We start from the raw sequence: 21,704 nt of genomic DNA on the forward strand, positions 1-21,704 counted from the left end.
ACGCTAACCTGATGCCCATACCCAAAGGCCAGGAGGCCCGCCCCATGCTTACCATTTTTCAGAAAGCCACCATCCTCAGCAAAGCCGGCTTCGAGGTGCCCGCCTGTCCGGCCGAGGATGCCTCGGCCACCTCGACCAGCGCGGTGTCCCAGAAGATGCACGACTGGGCCAAGGCCATCGAGACGCTGTACGTCAGCTACGTGGCCGCCCGCGCCGCCAAGAGCCTGCGGGATGCCGAGGAATCGCGCCAGACCGACATGCTGCGGCGGCTTTCGCTGAGCGCCTGGGCCGCCTGACAGCCACCCTCAGGCACCCTCGCCCGCCCGAGCCGCGTCAGCGCTCAACCGAAAGTGAACGCGTAGGCCTGCGCGCCGGCGTCGAGAAACTCGATCTCGAACAGCCGGTCCCGGCTGCCCTCCGCCTGCCGCACCAGCTGATAGAGCTTCTGTGCATCGATCACGCCGTGGCCCTGTGCATCGGTGTCGGCACCATGGTCCGCGAGCGGCGGCTTTCCATCCACCAGCACCCTGAAGCGCACCGGCCTGCCATTGGCCGCCGGGCCCAGCACCAGGTGCAGGTCGCGTGCCTGGAAGCGATAGGCGATGCGGCCATTGGTGCTGTTCAGCACCGCGCGCTCGGCCTCCACCGTCCAGTCGCCCGCCAGCGACCACTGGTTGGTGCGCAGCGCCGAGGCGGCCGGCCGGTAGACCGTCGCGCGGTCCCGCGCGATGCCGCCGGGCGAGACAAAGCCGTGCGCGCGCTCGTGGCCCAGGTAGGTTTCGCCGGACAGCGGCGGCTCGGCGCCGGGCGCGGCCTGGGTGCCCTGCCCGAGCGGCGCCACCAGCCCGGCGGCGATGCGGGTCTGCCCGGCCTCCGCCAGCAGCTGCTGGATGACCTGCTCGGCCTTGTCGTAGCGGTTCTCGCCGAACTGGTGGTGGCGGATGCGGCCCTCGGCATCGATGAAATAGAACGCGGGCCAGGCCTGGTTGTCGAAGCCGCGCCAGACTGCGAAGTCATTGTCCAGCGCCACCGGAAAGCCGATGTCCAGGTCCTTGACGGCCTTGCGCACATTGGCCGGCTTCTTCTCGAACGCGAACTCCGGCGAATGCACGCCGATGACCACCAGCCCCGCGTCCTTGTACTTCTCGGCCCATGCCCGAAGGTAGGGCAGCGTGCGCAGGCAGTTGATGCACGAATAGGTCCAGAAGTCGACCAGCACCACCTTGCCGCGCAGGGCCTCGGGCGCGAGCGGCGCGGAGTTGATCCATTCGGTGGCGCCCGCCAAGGAGGGAAAGCGGCCTTCGACCTTGAGTTCGCGCGCGGGCAGCGGGGCCGTTCGGTTGTCCGACACGCGCACGAAGCCCGCGTCTTCCCGCAGCGCGACCGGTTCCGGCTGCGACTTGCCTGGCTTGATCCTGTCCACCAGCGCCTGCTCCAGCGCCGAGGTGGTGCCCACCGACAGGCGGGCGAGCAAGCCGGTGTCCAGCCCCAGCGCAATGGCGCCCACGCCCGCCAGCACGGCCGCGCCGGCCGCGCGCCGCACCCATTCACCGGTATGCAGCGAACGCTTCATGATGGAGAACAGCCGCCCGCCGAACAGCAGCGCGGCCGCGAGCGAGGTGCACGCGCCGGCCGCATAGGCCAGCAGCAGCAGCGAGGTGCCGACGCTCGCGCCATTGAGCGCCGCGCCCGTCAGGATCAGGCCGAGGATCGGCCCCGCGCACGGCGCCCAGAGCAGCCCCGTGCCCACGCCCAGCAACAACGGCGAGAACACCGAGGCCGCTACCGCACCGCCATCGCCGCGCGGCTCGGACATGCGGATGCCCAGCGCGACCAGCGGCCGGCTCATGCGGTCGGCGACGCTCGGGAACAGCAGGCTCACGCCGAACAGCGCGAGCACGGCAATGGCGGCCTGGCGCCCGTACTCGTTGAGCGTGACGATCCAGCCGCCGCCCACCGCCGCCAGCGTGGCCACGGCGGCAAAGGCCAGCGCCATGCCCAGCAGCATCGGCAGGCCGTGCGAGCGGAACGGACGGTCGGCGCGCGCGAACACGAAAGGCAGCACCGGCAGGATGCAGGGGCTCAGGATGGTGAGCACCCCGCCCAGGTAGGCAATGAGGAGGACGAGCATGATGTTTGGGGGTCGTCGGTGGCGAATCAGCCCTGGAGGGCGGTGCGGGCGGGCGCGGCGTCCAGCGCGAGCCGGGCCTCGAGCCCGCCTTCGGCGCGGTTCTTCAGCGTGAGCTCGGCGCCCATGGCCATGGCCAGCTGGTGCGCAATCGCCAGGCCCAGGCCGGTGCCGCCGGTGCTGCGGTTGCGCGAACTCTCGACGCGGTAGAAGGGCTTGAGCACGGCATCGAGCTCGTCCGGCGGAATGCCCGGTCCGTTGTCGAGCACGCTCAGCACCAGCCGGCCGTCTTCTTCGGCCTGCACGCGCAGGCACACCTCGCTGCCGAACTTGAGCGCGTTGTCGATCAGGTTCATCAGGATGCGGCGCAGCGCATGGGGGCGGCTCACGATCGGCGCGCCGGCCTTGCCTTCGAGCCGCACCTGCTGGCCCACGTCTTCGTAGTCGGCCACCATGCTCTCGAGCAGCGCGTCGGCATCGATGCGCAGCGGCGGCTCCGCGGCGCCGTGGAGCGTGCGCGCATAGGTCACGCCTTCGCGCACCAGCGAGTGCATGGCGTCGAGGTCCTGGCGGAATTTCTCGCGGTCGCGCTCGTCGTCCATCAGGTCGGTGCGCAGCCGCATCCGCGTGATGGGTGTCTGCAGGTCGTGCGAGATGGCCGCGAGGATCTCGACGCGCTCGGACATGTAGCCGGCAATGCGCTGCTGCATGGCATTGAAGGCGCGCGCCGCATGCGCCACCTCGGTGGGGCCCTCTTCCGCGAGCGTGCGGCCCTTGAGGTCGGGCCCGAGCCCGTCGGCCGCCTCGGAAAGCTGCGCGAGCGGCCGCGTCACGAGGCGCACCGCATACCAGGCGCACACGGCCAGCACCAGCAGCTGGGCCGCAAGCAGCCACATCACCCAGCCCGACACCGGCATGCCCACGCGCATCGCATGAACGACCACGGAAGACCCGTCGCCCAGGCGCACCTGGATCTGCAGGCCCTCGGGCGGCCAGGCCACCTCGCCGACCTTGACGATCGGGAACGGGCGCATCGCATCGACGATGGCCGCGGCAAACTGCCGCGACTGCTCCGAGGCCGGTTCGGTGCCCTCTGCGCTGCCGCCCAGCACGAAGCGGTAGTTGCGCCGCTCCAGCCGGTCGAGCCAACCGGCGCGCTCGGCCGCGGGCAGGCGGTCGAGGATGGCGACCGAACTCGCGATGTCGCGCTCGATGCCGATCATCATCAGCTCGCGCAGCGCCATGTTCCGCTCGTAGCGGATCGCCGCGAAGGTGAGCAGCTGCGCGATCGCCAGGCCCACCACGATGATCAGCGTCACGCGGGAGAACAGCGAGCCGGGCAGCAGCCGGTGCCAGCCGCGCACAGCGCCGGCCGGGTTCGCAGGAGGATTCGCGGAAGTCGAGGACATGGACACCTTCTTGTTCATGCGGCGTGGCTCTGCACGCCGCCGCTGGCTCACACCAGGTGGATGGAAACGTCGATATTGCCCCGGGTGGCCTTCGAATAGGGGCAGGTCTGGTGCGCCGCATCCGTCAGGGCCTGCGCCACTTCGCGGTCCAGGCCCGGCAGGCTCACGTTGAGGCGCGCCTGCAGGAAGTACTCGCTGCCCGCCGTGCCCAGGTCGACTTCGGCATCGACGGCCAGGTCAGGCGGCAAGGCGACCTTCATCCTGCCCGCCGCCTTGCCCATGGCGCCGATGAAGCAGGCCGACCAGCCGGCCGCGAACAGCTGTTCCGGGTTGGTGCCGCTGCCGGCGCTGCCGGGCGACGAGAGCTTGATGTCCAGGCGGCCGTCGGAGCTGCGCGCCTCGCCGTCGCGGCCGCCCGAAGAGGTGCGGGTCTTGCCGGTGTAAAGAACTTTTTCGATGCGGGTCATGGTGGTTTCCTTGGAAAGGGTTGGTTCGGGAACGCACGGATTGTTGAGCCGCCCTCCCCCTGCCCGCGCAGATCGCGTATGCCTGTGTACCGCGCCCGCCGCCCCAGATACTTGCGAATACAAAACCGCCGGCCCGCAGCGGGCGGGAGGCTACATTGCGGCTGCGGGGCGCTTCCCGCGCCCACCTTTTTTTGCTCATTGCCATGACGCCAAAGACCTCCGACCACATCCTCATCGTCGACGACGACCGGGAAATCCGCGAACTGCTCACCACCTACCTGGTGAAGAACGGCTTGCGCGTGGTCGCGGTGCCCACCGGCCGCCACATGCGCGCCGCGCTCGAAGAGTCGGGCCCGTTCGACCTGATCATCCTCGACCTGATGCTGCCCGGCGAAGACGGGCTCACGCTCTGCCGCGACCTGCGCACCGGCAAGTACAAGGCCACGCCCATCCTGATGCTGACCGCGCGCAGCGAGGAGGCCGACCGCATCCTGGGCCTGGAGATGGGCGCCGACGACTACCTGGCCAAGCCTTTTTCCGCCCGCGAGCTGCTCGCGCGCCTGCGCGCCGTGATGCGCCGCACGCGCATGCTGCCGCCGAACATGGGCGCGGTCGAGCCCTCCCAGAAACTGGCCTTCGGCGAATGGCAGGTCGACACGGTGGCGCGCCACCTGATCGACGACAGCGGCACGATGGTGGCGCTGAGCGGCGCCGAATACCGGCTGCTGCGCGTGTTCCTCGACCATCCGCAGAAAGTGCTGAGCCGCGACCAGCTGCTCGGCCTCACCCAGGGCCGCGAGGCCGAGCTCTTCGAGCGCTCCATCGACCTGCTCGTGAGCCGGCTGCGCCAGCGCCTGCGCGACGATGCGCGCGAGCCCCGCTACATCAAGACCGTGCGCAGCGAAGGCTATGTGCTCGCTTCGGCCGTCGCAGCCATGGACTGACCGCGAACCAGGGCTTTTCATCCCGCTTGACCTCAAGTTAGGTTGAGGCTGCACATTGCGCAGCATGAACCATGACCCGCAACCCTCCGCCCGCGTCGCGCAGGCGCTCCAGATCCATCGAAGCATTTCGGCCTGCCATGCACACCTTGCGCAGAACGACGGCGTCCATGCGCTGACGGCCACGCTGATGCTGCCCTGCTACCGCGCCGAATTCGAGCGGCTGATGCTCGCAATGTCTGCGGCGGAAAGAAACGAATTGATGCCGCTGCTCCCCCTCGGCGAAGTGCGGCAGTCCCTCAATCTTCCGCGCGCCTGATCACCAGGCGGCGGGCGCCGGGCCCTTCCGACGACAGCTTGTCGGCCGGATTGCGCAGGCGGCAGCGGTCGATCGACAGGCAGCCGCAGCCGATGCAGTCGTCGAGCGTGTCGCGCAGCTTCTTGAGCTGGGCCATGCGCTCGTCCAGCTCTGCGCGCCAGCCGGCGGAAAGCCGCGCCCAGTCGGCGCGGCTGGGCGCGGCCGAGGTGGGCAGCGTGGCCAGCGCATCGGCAATGTCGGCCAGCGCAATGCCCACCCGCTGCGCGACGCGGATGAACGCCACGCGCCGGAGCACGTCGCGCGCATAGCGGCGGTGGTTGCTTGGCGCCCGGTGGCTCGCAATGAGGCCCTTGGCTTCGTAGAAGTGAAGGGTGGACACCGGCACCCCGCTGCGCTGCGCGACCTCGCCCACGGACAGCGTGGCGGGAAAATCGTGCGGTGGTTCTGCTGGCTTGGATTTCATGGAGGCCTCTGGCCCTCGACTTTAGTTGAGGGCTGGAGACCGCGTGCTCACTCGACGGTGGCGCCGGAAGCCTTGACGATATCCGCCCACAGCGCGCTTTCCTTCGCGATGAGGGCAGCGTACTCGGCCGGGCCGCCGAGCAGCGGCACGGCGCCTTCCACGCCCAGGCGCGACTGGAATTCAGCGCTGCCCGCCACCTGGAGCATCTGCGCCGAAAGCTCCTTCACGAAGGCGTCCGGCGTGCCGCGCGGCGCGAGGATGCCGTAGGTCAGCGTGCTCTCGAAACCCGCGAGTTCGCGCAGCCCCGACTCGGCCACGGTGGGCACGTCGGGCAGCGAAGGCAGGCGCTTTGCGCCCGTGACCGCAATGGCGCGCAGCCGGCCGCCCTTGACCAGCGCGAGCGCGGGCGGAACCACGCTGAACATCATCTGCACCTGCCCGCCCGCCAGGTCGGTGAGGCCGGGGTTGGTGCCCTTGTAGGGGATGTGATTGATCCGCGTGCCGGTGCGCTCTGCAAAGAGCTCGCCGGTCAGGTGGCCGCCGGTGCCGCTGCCGCTGGAGGCGTAGTCGAGCAGGCCCGGCCGCGCCTTGGCTTCGGCGACGAGCTCGGCCACGCTGCGGATCTTCGATGCGGCGGGCACCACGAGCACCAGCGCGGACGAAGCGAACATGGCCACGGGCAGCAGGTCCTTGCGCGCATCGAACTTCAGGCCCTTGTAGAGCGCCGGGTTGATCGACACGGTGCCCGTGTGGCCCAGCAGCAGCGTGCTGCCGTCGGGCGCGCTGCGCACCACCTGCTCGGTGCCGAGGTTGCCGCCCGCGCCGGGCTTGTTGTCGACGATGACGCCCTGCCTGCGCAGCTCGCCCAGGCCCTTGGCCATCTGGCGCGCGAACACGTCGTTGCCGCCGCCGGCCGCAAAGGGCACGACGATGCGGATCGGCCGGGCGTCGGCCTGCGCATGCGCGGGCAGCGCTGCCGCGGCCGCCAGCCCCAGCAGCAGGCCGCGTCGGGCGCGGTCCATCAGACGCGTTCCAGGATCACGGCAATGCCCTGGCCCACGCCGATGCACATGGTGCACAGCGCATAGCGGCCGCCGCCCTTGTGCAGCTGGTTGACCGCGGTGGTGGCCAGGCGGGCGCCGCTGGCGCCCAGCGGGTGGCCGAGCGCAATGGCGCCGCCGTTGATGTTGACGCGCGGGTCGTTGTCCTGCAGGCCCAGCAGGCGCAGCACGGCCAGGCCTTGCGCCGCGAAGGCTTCGTTGAGTTCGATCACGTCGATCTGGTCGATGGTGAGGCCGGTGAGCGCCAGCACCTTCTGCGTGGCGGGCGCCGGGCCGATGCCCATCACGCGCGGCGCCACGCCGGCCGTGGCCATGCCGACCACGCGGGCGCGGGGCGTGAGGCCATGCCTGGCGGCGCTGGCTTCGTCGGCCAGGAGCAGCGCACAGGCGCCGTCGTTCACGCCGCTGGCATTGCCGGCCGTCACGGTGCCGTCGGGGCGCACCACGCCCTTGAGCCTGGCGAGCGATTCAAGGCTGGTTTCGCGCGGATGCTCGTCCTTGTTGACGATGATGGCGTCGCCCTTCTTCTGCGGCACGGTCACGGGCACGATCTCGGCGTCGAAGAAGCCGGACTTCTGCGAGGCCACGGCGCGCAGCTGCGAGTTGAGCGCCATCAGGTCCTGCGCCTCGCGCTCGATCTTGTAGTCGGTGGCCACGTTCTCGGCCGTCTCGGGCATGGAGTCGACGCCGTACTGCGCCTTCATGAGCTTGTTGACGAAGCGCCAGCCGATGGTGGTGTCGTACACCGCGTTGTTGCGGCTGAAGGCGCTCTCGGCCTTGGGCATGACGAAAGGGGCGCGGCTCATGCTTTCGACGCCGCCGGCGATCATCAGCCCGGCTTCGCCGGCGCGGATGGCGCGCGCGGCGGTGCCCACGGCATCGAGGCCCGAACCGCACAGGCGGTTGATGGTGCCGCCGCCAACCTCGAGCGGCAGGCCCGCGAGCAGCGCCGACATGCGCGCCACGTTGCGGTTGTCTTCGCCGGCCTGGTTGGCGCAGCCGTAGAGCACGTCGCCCACGGCCTGCCAGTCGACGTTCTTGTTGCGTTCCATCAGCGCCTTGAGCGGCACGGCGCCGAGGTCGTCGGTGCGCACGCTGCTGAGCGAACCGCCGTAGCGGCCGAAGGGGGTGCGGACGGCGTCGCAGATGAAGGCTTGGGTGGTCATGTGAGTTGTCTCTCTCTGATGGATTGAATGGGATCAGGCAGCGATCGGCAGGCCGACCAGCTTCTCGAGTTCCTCGCGGCTCAGGCCCTCGACGAGGTCGACGAGCTTCAGGCCCTCGGGCGTGCATTCGAGCGTGGCCAGGTCGGAGTACACGCGCTTGACGCAGGCGATGCCGGTCAGCGGATAGCTGCATTCCTTCACCAGCTTGCTTGCGCCCTGCTTGGTCAGCAGGTCCATCATGACCCAGGTCTGCTTGGCGCCGATGGCCAGGTCCATGGCGCCGCCGACCGCGGGAATGGCATCCTTCTCGCCGGTGTGCCAGTTGGCCAGGTCGCCGGTGGCCGAGACCTGGAACGCGCCGAGCACGCAGATGTCGAGGTGGCCGCCGCGCATCATCGCGAAGCTGTCGGCATGGTGGAAGAACGAGCCGCCCGGCAGCAGCGTCACGGGCTGCTTGCCGGCGTTGATGAGGTCGTAGTCTTCCTCGCCGGCCTCGGGCGCGGGGCCCATGCCGAGAATGCCGTTCTCGCTCTGCAGGATGACCTCGCGGCCCTTGGGCAAGTGGTTGGCCACCAGCGTGGGCTGGCCGATGCCCAGGTTGACGACGGCGCCGTCGAAGATGTCCTGCGCCACGCGGGCTGCGAGCTGGTCCTTGGTGCGACGTTGGTAAGTTGTCATGGTCATGCTGCCTTCTTGAAACCGCCGGCCTGGGTGGCCACGCGTTCGATGCGCACCACCTGGTGCACGAAGATGCCCGGGGTCACGATGGCCTCGGGATCGAGGGTGCCGAGCTCGGCAATCTCGTGCACGGTGGCAATGGTTTTCTTCGCGGCCATGGCCATCACGGGGCCGAAGTTGCGCGCGGCCTTGCGGTAGACCAGGTTGCCCCAGCGGTCGCCGCGCTCGGCCTTGATGAGCGCCACGTCGCCTTGGATGGGGTATTCGAGCACGTACTGCACGCCGTCGATCTCGCGGGTCTCGCGGTTGCCCGCGAGCTGCGTGCCATAGCCCGTGGGGCAGAAGAAGGCGCCGATGCCGGCGCCCGCGGCACGGATGCGCTCGGCGAGGTTGCCCTGGGGCACCAGTTCGAGCTCGATCTTGCCGCTGCGGTAGAGCCCGTCGAACACCTGGCTGTCGGCCTGGCGCGGAAAGCTGCAGATGATCTTGCGCACGCGGCCGGCCTTGAGCAGCGCGGCGAGGCCGGTGTCGCCGTTGCCGGCGTTGTTGTTGACGACGGTGAGGTCCTTGGCGCCCTGCTCGACGAGGCCGTCGATGAGTTCGCCGGGAATGCCGGCGGTGCCGAAACCGCCGATGAGAACCGTGGCGCCGTCTTGGATGCCTGCAAGGGCATCGGCGACCGAGCGCGCGATCTTGTTGATCATGAAGCTTGTCTCCGGGAGTGAGGAAAGAAAGAGAAACCGAACCGTGCGAACGACCTGCCCAAACCATCCGACCCAACCGGCCGATTCTGCGAACCGCCAAATTGTTCGTCTAAAGAACATTTGTTCGTATAATGAATTCTAAAGAGGATCGCTCCACATGGCAACCCATACCCCGCAAACAGAGACCCCCGCCCCCGGCGACAGCTACGTGCAGTCGTTCGCGCGCGGGCTCCAGGTGATCCGCTCGTTCAGCGAAAGCGCGCCGCGCCAGACGCTCAGCGAGGTGGCGGCCGCCAGCGGGCTGACGCGGGCCGGCGCGCGGCGCATCCTGCTCACGCTGCAGACGCTGGGCTACGTGGTGACCGACGGCAAGCTCTTCACGCTCACGCCGCGCATCCTCGACCTGGGCTTTGCGTATCTTTCCTCGATGCCGATCTGGAACCGCGCCGAACCGGTGATGGAAGCGCTGGTGCAGCAGGTGCAGGAGTCCTGCTCGGCCGCGGTGCTGGATGCCACCGACATCGTCTACGTGATGCGCGTGCCCACCAAGAAGATCATGCACATCAGCCTGGGCGTGGGCTCGCGCCTGCCGGCGTATTGCACCTCGCTCGGCCGGCTGCTGCTGGCCGACCTGGGCGACGACGAGGTGCGCGCGCGGCTCGAGGCCTCCGACCGCCAGGCGCTCACCAAGCACACGGTGACCGACGTGGATGCCCTCATGGCCAAGGTGGCGCAGGCGCGCAGGCAGCAGTGGTGCCTGGTCAATCAGGAGCTGGAAGAAGGCCTGATCTCCGTGGCGGCGCCCATCGTCAACCGCCAGGGCCGCATGGTGGCCGCGCTGAACATCAGCGGCCAGGCCAACCGCACCAGCGCCAAGGTGATGCAGGAGACCATGCTGCCCGCACTGCGCGAAGCGGCGGACCGGATCTCGCGGCTGCTCTGAGCGCCCCCCCCCGATTCGCCCTGAGCGAAAGGACATTCACGGCCAGGTCACACCGGCTCTCTAGATTGCACCCCCACAACAAAACCGGAGGGTCAATCATGTCCAGTCGCTTCATCTCGTCCGCCTTGCCGCGCCATCTGGCGATTGCGGCCGTTGCATCCGCAGTCCTCGCCGCGTGCGGCGGCGGTGGCAACAACGGCATCGTCTTTCCGCCCATGGCGGGCACGCCCGCTCCTTCGCCGGCCCCTGCACCCGCGCCTTCGCCTGCGCCTGCGCCTCCACCGCAGGACCCCAGCGCCGGCCTGCCGCACAAGCTCACCGGCTGGGCCTCGCTGCCCGACAGCTTCCGCTGGCCCGGCCCGACCACCGGTCAGTTCATCACCAGCGCACTCGGCGTGACGCCGCCCTTCGTCGACGGCCAGCCGCTGCCCGGCTTCTCGGCGCTGCTGAAGAACGACGACGGCACCTGGACCGCCATGCCCGACAACGGCTACGGCAGCAAGAGCAACTCCGGCGACTTCGTGGTCGGCTTCTACAACGTCAGCATTGACTTCCGCACGGTGGCCAACGGCACGACCGTTCCCGGCACCGTGAAGGCCAACAGCCACATCGCCTTCAACGACGCCAAGGGCTTCCTGAAGGACGGCAAGGGCGTGGACCTGAAGATCACCGCCGACTTCGCCAACTACCAGACGGTCTCGGGCAACAACCTCGTCGACAGCGGCAAGCCGGTGGATTCGCGCATCGTCAGCGGGCGCCTGCTGACGGGCTTCGATCTCGACGTCGAGTCGATCGCCCGCGCGAACGACGGCACCTACTTCGTGGGCGAGGAGTTCGGCCCCTACATCCTGCACTTCGACAAGGACGGCACGCTGATGGCCGACCCGGTGCCGCATCCCTTCCTGCGCAGTCCGTCCAACCCGCTGGTGATGAACGAAGGCGCCACCGCGACTTCGCTTTCGAGCCGCGGCTTCGAGAGCCTGGCCTTCAACGGCGACAAGACCCGCCTCTATGCGGTGCCCGAGGCAGCGCCATCGCTGGCCTCGCTGCGCCCGGTGGCCGACGACGAGCGCTACCTGAACTTCTTCGAGTTCGATCCCGCCTCGATGCTCTACACCGGCAAGAACCCGGTCTACAGGAAGGACGGGCCTGCCAAGGACAACCAGATCGTCATCGGCGACATGACCAACATCGGCGGCAACAGGTTCGTGCTGATCGAGCGCGACAGCCTCTACGGCTCGAAAGCCGTGGTCAAGCGGCTCTACATGGTGGACCTGGACGTGAAGGACGCCGACGGCGCGCTCAAGAAGACGCTGCTGGTCGACCTGCTGAACATCTCCGACCCCGCCGACATCGGCGGTCCGCTGGCCAACGTCGCGAACGGCAAGTTCAGCATGCCCTTCGACTCCGTCGAGAGCGTCGAGGTGGTGGACGACTACACGCTCGCCGTCGCCATCGACACCAACTTCCCGAGCGAGGACGGCCGCGTGCCCGGAAAGCCGGACGACACCGAGATCATCACGATCCGCTTCGAGCAGCCGCTGTTCAAGCGCGGCACGCCGAAGACCTGACGACGCCCCCGGTGCGGGCCCCGGAGGGCATCAGCCCTCCGACTGGATGCCCTTCATGATGATCACGCCGCCCAGGCGCGTGGTGTCGGCGCGCATGCGCTTGGCCAGCGCGTCGGGCGAGCCGGGCTGGGCCTGCCAGCCGGTCTTCAGCAGCGCCTGGCTCACGTCGGCCGAGCTGATGACTTCGACCAGCGCGGCGTTGAGCCTGGCGATGGCCGCGGGCTTCATGCCCGCGGGCGCGGCCAGCGCGGTCCAGATTTCCAGGTCGGCGCCGCGCACGTCGGCGTCGCGGATGGTGGGCAGCTCGCCCGCCAGCGGGCTGCGCTCGGGCGAGGTCACGCCAATGGCCTTGATCTTTCCCGACTTGACGTGCGGCAGGGCCAGCCCGGGCGGCAGCAGGGCCAACTGGATCTCGCCCGCCAGCAGGCCCGCAATGACCTGCGGGTTGCCCGTATAGGGCTTGTGCTGCGCCGTGATGGCGGCGCGGCTCTTGATGAGTTCCATGCCCAGGTGGCCCACCGTGCCCACGCCCGGCGTGCCGTACTTGCCGCCGCTGCCGAGGTTGCGCACCCACAGCAGCTGTTCGGCCGAGGTCTTGCCCGGGGCGTTGCCCGACACCGCCAGCACCAGCGGTGCGGTGCCGATCATGCCGACCGGCGCAAAGTCCTTCTCGGGGTCGAAGCTCAGCTTGGGATTGAGCAGCCTGGCAATGGTGAGATTGCCGTTGATCAGCGCGCCGATGGTGTGGTCGTCGGTCGCCTTGGCCACCTGGTCGGCCACCAGGTTGCCGCTGGCGCCGGGCTTGTTCTCGACCGTGACCGGCTGACGCAGAATCTTCGACAGCGGCTCGGCAATGGCGCGCGCCGCCAGGTCGGGCGATGCGCCGGCGGGAAATCCCACGAGGATGCGAACAGGCTTGGTCGGCCAGGCGGCGTCGCCGCCGGCAGCGGCGGTGCCGGCGCGCTGGGCCCACGAACCGGGTGCAAAAAGCGATGCGGCAACTGCTGCTGCGCCGCTTTCGAGCAAGCGGCGTTTGGTGATCTTCAAGATGGCTCCAGAAAGAGTGGGAGAGAGTCCGGCAACGTTGCTGACGTCGCACTTACAGAACGTTACAGGATCGTGCTGCATTGCGCAACCGTTGACCCTGTTGCAGGCACGCCCGCGCGCCAGCCTCCGCGCCTCGATCCGCGCCGTGTCAGTTGAAGAGGCCCTGCTGCGTGGCTTGGTGCACCGCCTGGGTCCGCGACTTGACGGACAGCTTGCGGTAGATGTTCTTCGCGTGAAACTCGATGGTGTTGACCGAAAGCGACACCGCCTCGGCGATCTGCTGGTTGCTCCAGCCCTGGGCAATGAGGCGCAGCACTTTCAGCTCGCGCGGCGACAGCAGCGGTTTGCCCTCTGCCGGGCCCGCGGGCATGGGCTGGATGGCGATCGGCTTCGGCTGGGCGGAGGCCGCGAACAGGCCGAGGATGCGGCGCGCAATGCGCGAATCCACCGGCGCGCCGCCGCGTTCGATGGAGCGCAGCAGGAACGCGAGTTCGGCATCGTCGGCCTCGGTCAGCACGTAGCCCACGGCACCCGCGGCAATGGCGGCGCCCACCAGGCCGTCATCGTCGGTTTCCGACATGGCGATGGCGTCGATGTGCGGATGGGCCGTGCGAACGTGGCGGATCAATGCCGCGCCATCGGTCTCCGGCCCGTCCATGCCCACGAGAACGACGCTGAAGGCCTGCGCGGCCAGCATGAAGCGGGCCTCGGCCTGCGTCGAAGCGGCCGCCAGCTGCAGGCCGGGCGCTGCCATGGCAAGAATGCGCCGCATGCGCTCGGACACGCTCGGGCTGCCCTCGACGACGAGGGTGCCACCGCGCATGCCGGCACCAGGGCTGCCGGCGGATATCTGATTGGCCACGCGCACTTTCCTTTCGGCCGCACAAGGCGTGCCGAGATTGATCTTTGGCCTGAACATTGCATGAACGATGCCCGGCCGGGGAGGCAGTGTGGCGCCCGGCATTTCGATGCATGCAGGCACTTCGATCTTCATTGGCGAACCGGCTCTGGACCTGCTTTTCAGAGGCTTGGAAGGTGCGGCTGGAACGGCCGTTTTTGAGGCCTCGCGTTACGCATTTGCCACAGCGCCTGTTACGTAACACACCCCTCGGCCACACAGGTTTGAAGCGGTCAATTCGGGTGCCCGCACTGTGTCCGAAGGTTACTCCCCCACTTACAATCCCTGCCGCATCATTCCTTCCCCCTACCAGGTCTCGTCCGCAATGCCAAAGAGCCCCCTGCCGCGCACGCGCTTCAGCTTTTCACCCACCGTGCGTGCCCTGCTCCTGGCCGCCGCCTGTGGCATGGCGTTGCCGGTGCTCGCCGCCATTGAGCATGATGAAGTCGACCGGCTCATGCAGGCCGGCAAGCTCGACGAGGCCATGACCCGCGCCGATGCCTTCCTGAAGGACAAGCCCAAGGACCCGCAGATGCGCTTCCTCAAGGGCGTGATCCAGCTCGACACCGGCAAGCGCGCCGAGGCCATTGCCGCCTTCACCCAGCTCACGCAGGACGCCCCCGAACTGCCCGAGCCCTACAACAACCTCGCCGTCATCTACGCGAGCCAGAACCAGTTCGACAAGGCGCGCAGCGCGCTCGAGAGCGCCATCCGCACCAACCCGAGCTATGCCACCGCGCAAGAGAACCTCGGCGACGTGTATGCGCGGCTGGCCAGCCAGGCCTACAGCAAGGCGCTGCAGCTCGACCAGAACAACACCGCGGTGCAGCCCAAGCTCGCGGTGATCCGCACCCTGTTCACGCCGGCGCCGGCCGGCGGCAAGCCCTCCGCTGTTGTCGCGGCGGCAGCGCCCGATGCCACGTCCCGCGCGGCGCCGGCTGCGAAGGCTGCGGCACCTGCTCCGGCGCCCGCTCCCGTCGCGAAGGCGCCTGCCGCTCCGGCGCCCGCGCCCGCACCCACGCCTGCACCGGCACCCGTCAAGGCAGCAGCGGCTCCCGCAGCCACACCAGCGCCTGCAGCACCGCCACCGCCCCCCACGGTGGTGGCCAAGGCACCCGAGGCTGCTCCGGTGCCTGCGGCGCCCGCGCCAGCACCGGCCGCCGCGCCCTCTTCCACCGCCACCGCCGAAGTCGAATCGGCCGTGCGCGGATGGGCTGCCGCATGGGCCGGCCAGGACATGGACCGCTACCTTGCCTCCTACGGCGCCGACTTCAACCCCGGCGGCGGACAAAGCCGCAAGAGCTGGGAAGAAGAACGCCGCGCGCGCATCGTCGGCAAGTCGAGCATCAGCGTGAACATCGAGAACCTCGTGATCAGCGTCAACGGACAAGCCGCGACCGCCAAGTTCCGCCAGATCTACCGCGCCGACAACCTCAACATCTCGAGCCGCAAGACGCTCGAACTGCAGCGCGCCGGCAACCAGTGGCACATTCGCAAGGAAAGCGTCGGCGGCTAGTGGCAGACATCGTCCGGCGCAGCCGGCTTCGGAACCCCGCGCTGCGGCGCGGCGCGAACATGCTTGCCGCGCTCATGGCGGCATCGGCCCTGCTGTTGGCAACACACGGCGCGGCCGCATCGACCAAGTCCGCGAACGCCAAGTCCGCGAACGCCAAGACCAGCGGCGCCAAGGCCAAGGCTTCGGCCGGCCGTCCAGCCGCCCGGGAAGCCAAGGCCAGGACGGCAAAAAAGGCTTCCGCCGCAGACGCAAGAACCGCTGCGGCAGCCAAGGGCGCCCCGCGCAGCAAGATGGCAGCCGCATCTTCTTCCGCAGCCTTGCAACAGGCCAGCAGCGCCGAAGCCCGCCTGATCGCGGTCTACGAACTGTTCGGACGCGGCCAGCCGCGCCCCGCGCTGGCGAAGGCCCGCGACCTGGTGCGCGACTATCCCAACTTTCAGCTCGCGCAGCTCGTCTATGCCGACCTGCTCGCAACCCAGGTGCCGCCCGCGCACGCCTTTTCCGACGCCACCGGCATCGCGCGGCTGCGCAGCGACCCCGCCATGGCCGACCTGCGCGAGGAATCCCGCCGCCGCCTGCAGGCTCTGCGCGACAGGCCGCCGGCCGGCACCGTGCCTTCGCAGTTCCTGGCGCTGTCCACGCGCAGCCGCTATGCCATTGCGGTCGACGCCTCGCGCTCGCGGCTCTACCTGCTCGAGAACTCCGACAAGGGGCTGCAGCTGGTGGCCGACTATTACGTTTCGGTCGGCAAGTCGGGCATCGGCAAGGCCAGCGAGGGCGATGCGCGCACGCCGCTGGGCGTGTACTACGTCACCAGCAGCCTCGACCCGAAGTCGCTGCGCGACTTCTACGGCGCCGGCGCGCTGCCCATCAACTACCCCAACCCCTACGACGTGCGGCGCGGCAAGACCGGCAGCGGCATCTGGCTGCACGGCACCCCGCCCCAGCAGTTCTCGCGCGCGCCGCTGGCCAGCGACGGCTGCGTCGTCATGGCCAACCCCGACCTGAAGCAACTGCTGCGCAAGGTGCAGATCGGCGCCACCCCCGTGGTCACCGCGCCCAGCCTGCAGTGGATTTCGCGCCCCCAGGCCGAAAAGGAAGCCCAGACCTTCACCAGTGCAATTTCGGCCTGGAAAGATGCCAGGGCCAATGGCAATGAAGCGCAATTGAAGAAATTCTATTTGCCCGATTTCCAGCGCAACAGCAGCAGCAAGAAAAACACCGACGGCTTTTCGGTGCTCCACGACGAAGTGGAATATGCCCAGGGCAAACGCGTGCAGTTCAAGGACATGTCCTTCCTGCATTGGCGCGACGGCGACGACACCATGGTCGCCACCTTCGGCGAAGTCTTCGAAGGCGAGAAAAGCGGGCGCACCAGGCGCCAGTACTGGCTGCGCCAAGGCAGCGAGTGGAAGCTTTTCCACGAAGAAATCCTCGGCTGAGACCCCTCTCGGCGGAGGGGTAGGTACCCCATAGGTGTGACTTTTTGCACAAGCAACGCACCTATCTTGGGCGTTACATCTACCGTTACAACCGCGTGCTACGTAACACGTAACGACTTTGTTCCCGTAACAAACACCGGCTGAATGTTCCCAAGAAACGTAACGTTGTTCACTCATTCATGGGATGCGCATACACCGTGTCAGAGGGAAAAATGTGTTCCAGGACTGTTACTCATGCTTCCGGGCGAGGGCTTCCTGGGGACGGCGAGGGGCTGGCCGCCTTCCTGCTTAGACCATACGGCCTAGCACAGGAAGGCCTTGAACCCACGGGTTACTGTTGTTGATACACGGAGTTACGCTGTATAACATCCACCTGGCCAGCCTCACTTGTTAACACTTTTTTAAGGGGAAATCATGCTTCGCTCTATTACTCGTTTTCTGCGCGATGAAGAAGGTGCTACTGCAATTGAATATGGGTTGATTGCGGGCTTGATTGCAGCGGTTCTCGTTCTTGTTCTTACCAATTTGGGCACGCAGGTCAAGAGCAAATTCAATGCAGTCCTCGTTGCCCTTGGTGGAACGGCGGTGTAATTTCCCCTCGAGATGATGGCATTCGCGTCAACATACTTGTTATGGCTCATCGCCGTTGCCGTCTATGATTTTCGAGAACGCCGCGTCCCAAACTGGTTGGTGCTCGCCGGAGCCATTTTGGCTCTGGCGACATTGGCGTTTGGCAGCCCTCTTTTTGACAATGGCTGGCGCTCGAGCCTTTTCGGGGCTGCTATTGGTTTTGGGTGCCTCCTCGTGTTCTATGCCAGGGGACTCATGGGGGCAGGGGACGTGAAGTTCACCGGCGCCCTTGGACTGTGGGTCGGCCTATCAGGCTTGGTGCCTATCTGGATCATCGCCAGTCTGATGGCTGGCGCCCATAGCTTTCTTTGGCTGGCTCTTAAACGCTGGCCTTTTTTTCCGCGACTAACCTTGATGCTTGCCGGTCCGTCGCGCACGTCCCAACCCGGCGTCTCCGACGGCCGGCTTCGCATCATTCCTTACGCAGCCTACTTAGCGCTGGCTGCGGCGGCGTGGATGGTTTGGGAGCGACAGAGTTAGCTACAGCCAACTCTGCTCCGTCTCGCAGGCCCTTCATCTCACTTTCAGTGATCGCTTGCTTCCCTCCTTCAGTCCGCCGCCCATGATCAATCTCACCAAAATCGTCGCCGCCATCCTGGTCCTTCTGGCCATCGCGCTAGGCGGCTATGCCTGGATGCTTGGTCGACAGGCGCCTGCGAATACGGCAGTTACGACGCCCCCCGCATCCGATCAGCCCCAGACCCAGACCCAACAGACGCTCACCTATCCGGTCGTGGTCGCATCAAAGCCCTTGCCCGCAGGTCAAGCCATCCCGGCCGATGCCCTGCGCGTCGAACGCCTCACCGTCAATCCCGCTGGCGCCTTCCAGGAAGTGGCAACGGCGGCCGGTCGTGTCCCGGTTCTCGACCTCTCTGAGGGCTCGCCGGTGATGGAGAACCAGTTGGTGTCAGGCCTGGCCCTTCGCGTGGGAGAAGGCGAGCGCGCCGTCGCCATCAAGGCCGACGAAATCATGGGCGTCGGCAACAAGATCCAGCCTGGGGATTTCGTCGACGTGTTCATCACATTGAAGTCGGACGGCAAAGATGTGGACCGCAGCCAGGCACGCCTGCTTCTGTCTCGCAAACGCGTGCTCGCCTTCGGCTCTGCATCCGTTGATGGTGTTCCCTCCAAAACAGCGGACAAGCAGCAACAGCAAGCCCAGCGGGCCGAAGCAGCCCGCACGGCGGTGCTGGCCGTACCCGTGGATGACGTGAACCGCCTCACGATCGGCGACGCGACAGGTCGATTGATGCTGGCGCTGCGCAATCCGAACGATATGGCGGAACCCGACCCCAAGCTTTTCGCCGACCTCCCCACGGCATTGCAGCCCGCTTCGGTTCGGCCTGGCGAGCCTCGGCGTCCACCTTTGGAAGGGCTCGACCGTGCACAGGCAGGTCTGACGACAGTGGATCTCGTGACTGGCGGCAAGACCATCGCCGGCCGCCCCGCCTTGAACGAAGCACGCGCCGCTTCCGGCGGCACCCGGAGCTCCCAGCCAGGCACCACCCGCGGCGGCCTTCAGGTCGAAGTCATTCGCGGCGACCGCAGCGAAACCATGAGCTATTGAGTGCAGCGCCCCCCTCCACTGCCGTCACGCCCGTCATCGAGAAAAGAAGCCACATGCCCTACACGCCACGCGAACCGTCGAACAGCCTTCCGGGCGCACCGTCGCTGATGCGTTCGTCGCTGATCGCCCTGTGCGCGCTGGCCCATGTGGGCTGGCCTCTTGCCACCAACGCGGCGGATGCCCAGGCCGTGCGCGCACAGCCTCAGCGACCGCTGATCCTCAACGCCGGGACGCAGCAGGAGCTGCTGATCGACAAGGGCATCGAACGGATGGCCATCGCCGATGAAGCCGTGGCGGCAGTCACCGTCACACGCAAGACGCCGAGTTCTCCCGCGGCGCGGCTGATCATCACCGGCAAAGCGGCGGGACGCACCACGCTGATGGTCTGGGAAAAGGGCGGCGCTGCGGCAACCACCTACGCCATCGAGGTTCGGCGCCGGAGCGCGACCCTCTCCGGAACCATGGACAGCGTCGCCGCGCACCAGCAGGCGCGCGACACGGCAATGGCCGGCGCAGCCGACAAGGCAGAACTCATCGACCGGTCTGTCGTCAATGTGCGCAGCAACACCGTCCAGGTCGAAGTGAAGGTGGTGGAATTCAACAGAAGCGTGCTCAAGCAGGCCGGCCTGAACATCTTCAGTACGCGCGCAAATTCGAACGGGTTCAGCTTCGGGGTCTTCGGGCCGTCTTCGCTCGGCAGCACCACCTTCGCGTCCAACGGCTCCATCAGTGGCGAGTATCACAATCCGCTGGCGCAAGCCTTCAGCCTGTTGTTCAATTTCGGCAAGGCCGGTGTTGGCCTGAATGTCGGATTCCTCGAAGGCAACGGCATGGCCCGGGTGCTCGCCGAGCCCACCCTGGTCGCGATGTCGGGCCAGAGCGCCAGCTTCCTCGCCGGCGGAGAACTGCCCGTGCCCGCGCCGCAGGGGCTGGGCACCACGAGCATCGAATACAAGCCTTTCGGCATCGGCCTGACCTTGACGCCCACCGTGCTGTCCAACGACCGCATCGTGCTCAAGGTGGCGCCGGAAGCCAGCGATCTCGACTACACCAACTCGCTCAGCATCGGCGGCGTTGCCGTGCCCGCGATCACCACCCGCCGCGCCGATACCACGGTGGAACTGGGTGACGGAGAGAGCTTCATCATCGGCGGGCTCGTCAGCCGAACCACGACGTCGAACGTCGACAAGGTACCGCTGCTCGGCGACCTCCCGATCCTGGGCACCTTCTTCCGTCAGAACAAGTACCAGATGAGCGAGAAGGAACTGGTCATTCTCGTCACACCCCATCTGGTCAAGCCCATTGCACGCAACACCGATCTGACGCCGTATCTCCCCGGCGGGGCCGAACAGCGCGATGGCGCCGTATGGCGCTCGCATTTCCTCGGCGGTGCGGCCAACACGGCAGTACCGGGCTTCTCTCGCTGATGGATGAAAGTCATGCGATCACCGCATCGCTGAACGGCACCATGAACGCCCCTCGCGACAACCTCCCCGAAATAGGCAGCGAAACCTATCTTTTCGCGTCGGCCAATGGCAGTCACATCACCTGGCTCACCGATGCTCTGAGCCACGAAGGCTCAGTGGTCGTTCTAAGCCAGGACACGAAGTCGATCGACGAGCGCATCTCGCTGCTCGGCCCGGTGGCAGTGTTCATCGACTTTTCTCCCGAACAGAGCGCAGCGGCCGGCGAGCTTCATCAACGGCTCAAGCGCGACTGGCCCACCTTGCCCGTCCTCGCTGCCGGCGTTTCCTCGCAGCCCGCCGCAATGCTCGCGGCCCTTCGCGCCGGCGTGGACGATTTCATCGACATTTCGGCCGCTCCTGCCGAGGCTGTGAGCACCCTGCGCGCCCTCCTCGAAAAGCGGCGCTCGCTCCCGGGCGGCCTGCGCGGCAGCACCCTCGCTCTCCTGGGGGCGCGCGCTGGCCTGGGCGTCACCACGCTGGCCACGAGCCTGGCCCTTGCACTGCACGATCAATTGGCGCAAGCGCCCGCACGGCCGCCTGGCCGCAGCGGACGACATGGCGTCGCACTGCTCGACCTGGGCCTTCCTGCACGCGACGGCCTGCTGTATCTGAACACGCAAAGCAGCTTCAGCTTCGTGGATGGCGTGCGCAACCTGCGGCGGCTGGACCAAACCCTGCTGCACACGGCGCTGGCGCACCACGCCAGCGGCGTGGCCGTGCTGCCATTGCCGGCGAACCTGGCGCAGGTGCGCGAGATCTCCCATGCCGACTCCGTCACCCTGATCCGGCGCCTGGCCGACTTCTTCGACTTCCAGATCGCCGATCTCGGCGGGTTCTCGACCATCGACTTCATGGCCCAGACCGTGCGCGAAGCGCAGAACACCTGGGTGGTGTGCGACCAGAGCATCGGGGCGATCGTGTCGACGGCCAACATGCTCAAGGAACTGCGCGCACGCAATGTAGAGATCGAGCGGCTGATGCTGGTCGTGAACAAGTTCGACCGCCATGTCGGCCTGTCGGCCAAGGACATCGCCGAACGTCTCGAACTGCCGCTGCAGCATGTGCTGCCTGACCGAGGCACCCAATTGCTGGCCGCTGGTTGCCGAGGCGAAATGCTCGTGCGCACCGCCCGCAACGATCCCTACGCGCAGGCCGTTGGCGGCCTGGCCCGCACGCTGCATCAGGAATACATGTCCGTCACAGGCCAACCCCCGCCCAAGGATCCACGCTGGACTGCGCTGATGTCGCAGATCACCGGCTTCTGGAAGAGTTCAAACGAAGGTTGAGC

22 protein-coding genes are annotated in these 21,704 nt (G+C 67.4%); 12 read left to right on the forward strand and 10 right to left on the reverse strand.

Going from position 1 to position 21,704, the window contains the following annotated elements; all coding sequences use genetic code 11:
- The first annotated feature begins 44 nt into the window (after window positions 1-44).
- On the forward strand, window positions 45-296 hold the full coding sequence (locus ACAM54_RS21595) for a hypothetical protein (RefSeq protein ID WP_145740213.1): 252 nt from the start codon (window positions 45-47) through the stop codon (window positions 294-296).
- Between the two features lie 44 nt (window positions 297-340).
- On the opposite strand, the gene ACAM54_RS21600 is transcribed toward ACAM54_RS21595, so the two are convergent.
- The 3 genes from ACAM54_RS21600 to ACAM54_RS21610 are packed head-to-tail and all read right to left on the reverse strand — an operon-like array spanning window position 341 to window position 4,004.
- Window positions 341-2,131, reverse strand: a complete 1,791-nt coding sequence (locus ACAM54_RS21600) for a cytochrome c biogenesis protein DipZ (protein ID WP_369648885.1) — start codon at window positions 2,129-2,131, stop codon at window positions 341-343.
- A gap of 26 nt (window positions 2,132-2,157) precedes the next feature.
- Entirely contained in the window at window positions 2,158-3,537 is a 1,380-nt protein-coding gene (locus ACAM54_RS21605) for an ATP-binding protein (protein ID WP_369648886.1), read from the reverse strand.
- 47 nt (window positions 3,538-3,584) lie between these two features.
- A complete protein-coding gene (locus ACAM54_RS21610) occupies window positions 3,585-4,004 on the reverse strand; it encodes an organic hydroperoxide resistance protein (RefSeq protein WP_015867198.1) in 420 nt (139 codons plus the stop codon).
- A 203-nt stretch (window positions 4,005-4,207) separates the two neighbouring features.
- On the opposite strand from ACAM54_RS21610, the gene ACAM54_RS21615 reads away from it, so the two are divergent.
- Both ACAM54_RS21615 and ACAM54_RS21620 read left to right on the forward strand, forming a co-directional pair.
- On the forward strand, window positions 4,208-4,948 hold the full coding sequence (locus ACAM54_RS21615) for a response regulator (protein ID WP_192322425.1): 741 nt from the start codon (window positions 4,208-4,210) through the stop codon (window positions 4,946-4,948).
- A 64-nt stretch (window positions 4,949-5,012) separates the two neighbouring features.
- Window positions 5,013-5,264: a hypothetical protein gene (locus tag ACAM54_RS21620; protein ID WP_369651007.1), complete on the forward strand. Its 252-nt coding sequence runs from the start codon at window positions 5,013-5,015 to the stop codon at window positions 5,262-5,264.
- On the opposite strand, the gene soxR is transcribed toward ACAM54_RS21620, so the two are convergent.
- Genes soxR through ACAM54_RS21645 form a run of 5 tightly spaced genes read right to left on the reverse strand, consistent with a single transcriptional unit; the run spans window position 5,245 to window position 9,336 of the window.
- Window positions 5,245-5,727, reverse strand: coding sequence for a redox-sensitive transcriptional activator SoxR (gene soxR / locus ACAM54_RS21625; protein WP_021009115.1), 483 nt, complete (start codon window positions 5,725-5,727; stop codon window positions 5,245-5,247). The genes ACAM54_RS21620 and soxR overlap by 20 nt on opposite strands.
- Window positions 5,728-5,774: 47 nt before the next feature.
- On the reverse strand, window positions 5,775-6,749 hold the full coding sequence (locus tag ACAM54_RS21630; RefSeq protein WP_192322423.1) for a tripartite tricarboxylate transporter substrate binding protein: 975 nt from the start codon (window positions 6,747-6,749) through the stop codon (window positions 5,775-5,777).
- A complete protein-coding gene (gene pcaF / locus ACAM54_RS21635) occupies window positions 6,749-7,954 on the reverse strand; it encodes a 3-oxoadipyl-CoA thiolase (RefSeq protein WP_145740205.1) in 1,206 nt (401 codons plus the stop codon). The genes ACAM54_RS21630 and pcaF overlap by 1 nt, the downstream gene beginning before the upstream one ends.
- A 33-nt stretch (window positions 7,955-7,987) precedes the next feature.
- A complete protein-coding gene (locus tag ACAM54_RS21640; protein WP_192322421.1) occupies window positions 7,988-8,638 on the reverse strand; it encodes a 3-oxoacid CoA-transferase subunit B in 651 nt (216 codons plus the stop codon).
- Entirely contained in the window at window positions 8,635-9,336 is a 702-nt protein-coding gene (locus ACAM54_RS21645) for a 3-oxoacid CoA-transferase subunit A (protein WP_369648887.1), read from the reverse strand. The genes ACAM54_RS21640 and ACAM54_RS21645 overlap by 4 nt, the downstream gene beginning before the upstream one ends.
- Before the next feature lie 157 nt (window positions 9,337-9,493).
- On the opposite strand from ACAM54_RS21645, the gene ACAM54_RS21650 reads away from it, so the two are divergent.
- On the forward strand, window positions 9,494-10,279 hold the full coding sequence (locus ACAM54_RS21650) for an IclR family transcriptional regulator C-terminal domain-containing protein (protein WP_369648888.1): 786 nt from the start codon (window positions 9,494-9,496) through the stop codon (window positions 10,277-10,279).
- A gap of 98 nt (window positions 10,280-10,377) precedes the next feature.
- On the forward strand, window positions 10,378-11,850 hold the full coding sequence (locus ACAM54_RS21655) for an esterase-like activity of phytase family protein (RefSeq protein ID WP_369648889.1): 1,473 nt from the start codon (window positions 10,378-10,380) through the stop codon (window positions 11,848-11,850).
- A gap of 30 nt (window positions 11,851-11,880) precedes the next feature.
- On the opposite strand, the gene ACAM54_RS21660 is transcribed toward ACAM54_RS21655, so the two are convergent.
- Together ACAM54_RS21660 and ACAM54_RS21665 are read right to left on the reverse strand one after the other, a co-directional pair.
- Window positions 11,881-12,897: a tripartite tricarboxylate transporter substrate binding protein gene (locus ACAM54_RS21660; protein WP_145740198.1), complete on the reverse strand. Its 1,017-nt coding sequence runs from the start codon at window positions 12,895-12,897 to the stop codon at window positions 11,881-11,883.
- Window positions 12,898-13,045: 148 nt separating this feature from the next.
- Window positions 13,046-13,759: a response regulator transcription factor gene (locus ACAM54_RS21665; protein ID WP_318646665.1), complete on the reverse strand. Its 714-nt coding sequence runs from the start codon at window positions 13,757-13,759 to the stop codon at window positions 13,046-13,048.
- A 361-nt stretch (window positions 13,760-14,120) separates the two neighbouring features.
- Here ACAM54_RS21665 and ACAM54_RS21670 point away from each other — a divergent pair, with 361 nt between their 5' ends.
- From ACAM54_RS21670 to ACAM54_RS21700, 7 genes are all read left to right on the forward strand, one after another.
- Window positions 14,121-15,311 (forward strand): tetratricopeptide repeat protein, encoded by a 1,191-nt coding sequence (locus tag ACAM54_RS21670; protein WP_369648890.1) that lies wholly within the window; start codon window positions 14,121-14,123, stop codon window positions 15,309-15,311.
- Window positions 15,311-16,753: a murein L,D-transpeptidase family protein gene (locus ACAM54_RS21675; RefSeq protein WP_369648891.1), complete on the forward strand. Its 1,443-nt coding sequence runs from the start codon at window positions 15,311-15,313 to the stop codon at window positions 16,751-16,753. The genes ACAM54_RS21670 and ACAM54_RS21675 overlap by 1 nt, the downstream gene beginning before the upstream one ends.
- 414 nt (window positions 16,754-17,167) lie before the next feature.
- The gene (locus ACAM54_RS21680) at window positions 17,168-17,344 is read left to right on the forward strand and encodes a Flp family type IVb pilin (RefSeq protein WP_369648892.1); all 177 of its coding nucleotides are present in this window, start codon (window positions 17,168-17,170) and stop codon (window positions 17,342-17,344) included.
- Between the two features lie 36 nt (window positions 17,345-17,380).
- A complete protein-coding gene (locus ACAM54_RS21685; protein ID WP_369651883.1) occupies window positions 17,381-17,863 on the forward strand; it encodes a prepilin peptidase in 483 nt (160 codons plus the stop codon).
- A gap of 82 nt (window positions 17,864-17,945) precedes the next feature.
- On the forward strand, window positions 17,946-18,950 hold the full coding sequence (gene cpaB, locus ACAM54_RS21690) for a Flp pilus assembly protein CpaB (protein ID WP_369648894.1): 1,005 nt from the start codon (window positions 17,946-17,948) through the stop codon (window positions 18,948-18,950).
- Window positions 18,951-19,003: 53 nt separating this feature from the next.
- Window positions 19,004-20,377, forward strand: coding sequence for a type II and III secretion system protein family protein (locus ACAM54_RS21695; RefSeq protein ID WP_369648895.1), 1,374 nt, complete (start codon window positions 19,004-19,006; stop codon window positions 20,375-20,377).
- Window positions 20,317-21,702, forward strand: coding sequence for a CpaE family protein (locus tag ACAM54_RS21700; RefSeq protein ID WP_369648896.1), 1,386 nt, complete (start codon window positions 20,317-20,319; stop codon window positions 21,700-21,702). Before ACAM54_RS21695 ends, ACAM54_RS21700 begins: the two co-directional genes overlap by 61 nt.
- The last annotated feature ends 2 nt before the right edge of the window (window positions 21,703-21,704 follow it).

This window comes from Variovorax sp. V93, from assembly GCF_041154485.1.
Lineage (GTDB): Bacteria > Pseudomonadota > Gammaproteobacteria > Burkholderiales > Burkholderiaceae_C > Variovorax > Variovorax beijingensis_A.